Source organism: Jeotgalibaca caeni, from assembly GCF_028863945.1.
Taxonomy (GTDB): domain Bacteria; phylum Bacillota; class Bacilli; order Lactobacillales; family Aerococcaceae; genus Jeotgalibaca; species Jeotgalibaca caeni.
On sequence record NZ_JARBEA010000092.1, the window covers coordinates 1 to 5188 of the forward strand.

Sequence of the window (5188 nt, forward strand, 5' to 3'; positions counted from 1 at the left end):
AAGTAAAAAAAGTTCCACACCATTTAGTCGTTCGATGGTGTGGAACTTTTTAGGATTGGGGCTTTTGTCCCAGCCTCTTTTTCTTTTTTAAATTTTTGAACCTTTTCTTCTTAGCGTTTCATTCTGGTTCATCCAAATTGCGTGATATAATGAATTCGTATTATTCAGTAGTAATGGAGGGAGCTGCATGAAAAAGTTAGTAAATGGCGCGCAAATGAAAGCCATCGATACTTATTCAATGGAAAAAATTGGCATACCTTCCCTCGTACTGATGGAAAATGCTGCAACACAGACCGTTCAATTTCTAGAACGTCATATTTCGAAGGAAGATATTATTCTCGTTTTTTGCGGTCCGGGAAATAATGGTGGTGATGGCCTCGCTATCGCTCGCATCTTATTAAACCACGGCTATCAAGTAGACGTTTTTTTTGCTGGAGAGAAAGAACAGATGACTCCAGAAACGCATCAACAAATGCAGATGATCGAGAATCTGGATATCCTAGTCTGGAATTCTTTGACGGAAATAAAGTTATCTAACTATACCGTATTAGTGGATGCTCTTTTGGGAATTGGATTAAGTTACAATTTACAAGACCCATATGTTGAAATTGTCGAAGAAATCAATCGGCATAAAGGACCCGTGTATGCAGTAGACATTCCATCTGGTATTGCCGCTGATGACGGCAAAGTGAAAGGGACGGCAGTAAAGGCAGATTATACAGTCACATTTGGCATAGCGAAAATTGGTCACGTTTTATACCCAGGGGCAGAATATTGTGGAGAGTTGGTTGTCACAGACAGCGGATTTCCTCCGGTAGCAGTTGACGCAGTTTCGAGTAACTGTGTGACGTATGACAAAACAGACCTCGACAAACTACCCAAACGCAAGGACTATAGTAATAAAGGGACGTTTGGCAAGGTACTCGTGATTGCAGGCAGTGAAAATATGAGCGGCGCCGCCTACCTCTCTGCTAAAGCTGCGTATCGGACGGGTGCAGGACTGGTAGAAATTTTAACGCCAGAAGCAAATCGAACCATTTTGCAAATTCAAATTCCAGAAGCGATTCTGACTTCCTATGACCCGGAACTTTTGAGTGAGCGAAGTGAGAAAGAAAAAATTAAGCGGACTGTTGAACAGGCAAGCCATGTCATCATCGGACCGGGAATTGGCACCTCAAAAGCTAGCCACGAACTCTTGGATCTGGTTACTTTGTATCTAGATGCACCGGTTGTTTTTGATGCAGATGCAATCAACTTAACAGCGGCTTACTACAATACGTTCCCTTTGATGCGGAACAAAAGCGGGGTACGAATTAGTGAGTTTTCACAATCACTGCCGCCAGGTTCCATTATCACGCCTCACTTGAAAGAGTTGGCACGCTTGCTGGATCGAAATGTGAAAGAGATTCAGCAGGATTTATTGGGAACGACGAATGTTTGTACATATGATTCTGAATTGGTTTTTGTAGTGAAGGATGCACGCACCATCGTGGCTCATGAAGATCAGCGCTATATTAATACTTCAGGAAATAGCGGCATGTCAACCGGGGGAACAGGTGATGTGTTGACGGGTATTTTAGCTGGTCTATTGGCTCAAGGAATGAAACCTTTTGAAGCTGCAAAGCTGGGTGTCTACATTCATGGACTAGCCGGCGATTATGCAGCCAAAAAAGGATCCCCTTATAGCTTGATGGCTTCCGATGTGATTGAAGCGCTTGGTCAAGTGATGAAAGTGGACAGCGCAATAACTTCAGTTGATACATAAAAGTGTTTTATGTATTAACTGAGCATTTTAAAAAGATTCAGTTGATACATAACTACTAAAAACAGCCCACTCCGAAAAAAGGGGCGGGCTGTTTTCTCATCTATATTATCCGTTTACTACTGAACCACCGTTGACGTGAATCGTTTGGCCGGTCACGTAGCTAGAATCTGAACTAGCTAGGTAAACATAGGCTGGCGCTAATTCATAAGATTCACCTGGGCGTTTCAGCGGGGTGCTGCCGCCAAATTCTTGCTTGTCTGCACTACCACTGCCTGTTGTAGCTGGAATTAGCGGTGTCCAAATTGGTCCTGGCGCAACTGCGTTCACGCGAATCCGCTTCGAAGTAAATTCTTCATTTTGCGCTAATGATCTCGTAAAGGCAATGATTGCACCTTTCGTAGAAGAATAATCCAGCAAGGTCGGCTGACCTTTGTAAGCAGTAATCGAGCTGGTATTAATAATTGATGCGTCCTCATTTAGATATGGCAATGCAGCTTTTACAAAGTAGAACATCGAGAAAATGTTCGTCCGGAAGGTCCGGTCTAATTGAGATGCGGTAATATCTAAAATAGAATCGCGCGACACTTGTTGAGCGGCATTGTTTACCAAGATATCGATGTTGCCAAACTTCTCAACGGTTTCTCTGACAACGCGCTCGGCAAGTTCTTCATCGCCCACGTCTCCTGTAATCCATAACAATTCTGCACCGTACTGCTCTACCAAATTACGAGTGCGCTCTGCATCTTCACGGTCTTCAATATCTACCAAGGTCAGGTTTGCGCCCTCTTTGGCAAATGCAATGGCAGTTGCTGCTCCGATTCCACTGTCGGCTCCCGTAATAATCGCTACTTTTCCTTCTAACTTCCCAGCTGCACGGTAGTTTGGATTATCGATTTGTTCCGGTTTTTCCATAGAGCGGTTTTCATCTTCTTGAAAATAATTTTCTTTAGGTTGTTCACTTTCAATGATGTCTTTTTCTCTTTCATCCATTGACCATCTCTCCTTCAGAAATATGAATATGAATTTTTATCCGTTCACAACTTCTCCGCCGTTTACATGGATTGTTTGTCCAGTTACGTAACTCGAATCTTCGCTTGCTAGGTATACATATGCTGGCGCACATTCATAAGATTCCCCTGCGCGTCCAAGCGGTTGGCTGCTGCCATGCTCTTCTTTGGTACGGTCGACGGTAGCTGGAATTAATGGTGTCCAGATTGGTCCCGGCGCAACAGCGTTCACCCGAATTTTCTTGCCCGTAATTTCTTCGTTTTGTGCCAAAGAACGAGTAAATGCTAGGATCGCACCTTTTGTAGATGCATAATCAATCAACTCTGATGATCCGCGGTATGCGGTAATCGAAGTAGTGTTAATAATCGTAGACCCGTCTGGCATATGCGGCAACGCTGCTTTTACAAAGTAGAACATCGAGAAGATATTGGTCCGGAAAGTGCGGTCTAACTGAGCGGCACTGATTTCCAGAATAGATGGTTTCTCTAGTTGTTGCGCTGCGTTATTCACTAAGATGTCCACTTTTCCAAATTTATCGACTGCTGCAGTTATGACTTCTTGGGCAAACGCTTCGTCCCCCACATCACCGGTCAACCACAGTACTTCGGCGCCATACTTTTCACACAGCATCCGTGTTTTCTCCGCATCAGCTTCATTATCAATATCGGTTAGAACCAACTTTGCCCCTTCTTTGGCAAAAGCCACAGCTGTTGCAGCACCGATTCCACTGTCGGCTCCCGTAATAATAGCTACCTTGTCTTTCAACTTGTCTGCTGCTTTATAATCAGGATTGTCAATCTGTTCTTCCGGACTCATTGCAGTATTGTCGTCTTCTTGAAAGTAACCTTTTTTAGGTTCTTCTGTTTCGATGATTTCTTTTTCATGTTCCGTCATACGATTTCCTCCTTAAATAAAATGGCATTTGTGATAATTTTATTGTAGCAAGGAATAGTTGGAAGCGCTAATAATATGCAACATGATTTATTTTACCCTCGTTCATTCTTTAGGAGGAGAACTTTTGTGACCTTTTGTGCTACACTTAGGAAAATTACATTATAAACGAGGTGTCTCTTTTGGAAGAAAAACAAAAACGTCAAAAAGCACCCCAAGATGACGACTTGCGCTTCATTGAGTTCTGGGGTGGAAAAAAGATTGTCTTTAGTTTATTGGTCTTGATTATGATTGGAATTTTAATTATGATCTTCAACCAAGTTTCATTTATTTTCCGTCCATTACAAGTAATTTTCTCTACGATTGTGGCGCCACTGGTTCTAGCCATTATTTTCTTTTATGTTTTGAATCCATTGGTAACGTGGCTGGAGAAAAAGAAATTGAAGCGACTGTACGGTACCCTGCTGGTATTTGTTCTGTTCCTTCTTTTGTTAGCTTATGGAATTATTCTTCTTATCCCGATTATTGTGGAACAAATCTCCGGGTTTGTCAGCGATTTTCCAGGATATATTGATACCTTGTCCTCTCGAATAGAAGAGTTTGCACAAGGAAGTGCGTTTGAATCGTATTACCATGATGCGATGGCATCCTTAAACGGTGTCGTTGGGGATATTCCGTCTATGATTTGGGATTGGGTAATGAGTTCTTCACAAGAAATTGTCAGTGTCTTCTCTACCATTTCAAATGTGGTAGTGGTCATTGTCACCTTCCCGATTATCTTGTTCTTTATGCTAGTGGACCGCGGCAAGTTCAAACCTTTTGCAATGAAGATGCTGCCGCCTCTTTTCCGAGATGATATTTCCATTGTTTCAGAACGCATGACGAATGTAGTCGGTTCTTATATTGTGGGAGAAGCTTTAGTAGCACTCAGCCTTGGAGCACTGTTGTTGGCAGGTTATTTAATTATTGGTTTGGATTATGCCTTTGTCTTAGCCATTATCGCTACGGTAACTGCGATTGTCCCTTATATTGGGGCAACCATCGGAATTCTGCCTGCACTGATTGTCGCAGCCTTTACCTCACCAGTCATGCTCTTGAAGATGGGAGTAGTTTGGGGAGTCGCTCAATTTATCCAAGGGAACGTCATTGAGCCAAACATTATGGGTCGCACCTTGAAAATGCACCCGTTAACCATCATTGTCGTCTTGTTGATTGCCGGTAATTTGTTGGGTGTAATTGGGATGATTATTGGGGTTCCGCTCTTTGCGATTATTAAGGTATTATTCGAATACGTCTTCGAAAAATTCAAGAAACGGTACAACCACTTCTATGCTCCTGTTGCTGGTTCTTATCAGATTGATAAAGAAATCGCGGGCGACACCGTCACGGTTGACTTAGAAGGAAACATCAAAGAAGAAGACTAACAAAAAGCTGCCTTGCCGGTTAATGGTATGCTATCCGTCAATAGGACAGTGAAATATTTTAACAGTTTTATAGACTGCCTCCCTGTTATGGAGGCAGTTT

The 5188-nt window shown here is 42.7% G+C and carries 4 protein-coding genes; 2 read left to right on the forward strand and 2 right to left on the reverse strand.

All coding sequences use genetic code 11. From position 1 onward, the window contains the following. Nucleotides 1-187 precede the first annotated feature (187 nt). Nucleotides 188-1765, forward strand: a complete 1578-nt coding sequence (locus PVE40_RS12275) for an NAD(P)H-hydrate dehydratase (protein WP_274732227.1) — start codon at nt 188-190, stop codon at nt 1763-1765. 105 nt (nt 1766-1870) lie between these two features. On the opposite strand, the gene PVE40_RS12280 is transcribed toward PVE40_RS12275, so the two are convergent. Together PVE40_RS12280 and PVE40_RS12285 are read right to left on the reverse strand one after the other, a co-directional pair. Next, on the reverse strand, nt 1871-2755 hold the full coding sequence (locus PVE40_RS12280; RefSeq protein WP_274732228.1) for a glucose 1-dehydrogenase: 885 nt from the start codon (nt 2753-2755) through the stop codon (nt 1871-1873). A 36-nt stretch (nt 2756-2791) separates the two neighbouring features. Further along, nucleotides 2792-3667, reverse strand: coding sequence for an SDR family oxidoreductase (locus PVE40_RS12285; protein WP_274732229.1), 876 nt, complete (start codon nt 3665-3667; stop codon nt 2792-2794). A 179-nt stretch (nt 3668-3846) separates the two neighbouring features. Here PVE40_RS12285 and PVE40_RS12290 point away from each other — a divergent pair, with 179 nt between their 5' ends. Continuing rightward, the gene (locus tag PVE40_RS12290) at nt 3847-5088 is read left to right on the forward strand and encodes an AI-2E family transporter (protein ID WP_274732230.1); all 1242 of its coding nucleotides are present in this window, start codon (nt 3847-3849) and stop codon (nt 5086-5088) included. Nucleotides 5089-5188 lie beyond the last annotated feature (100 nt).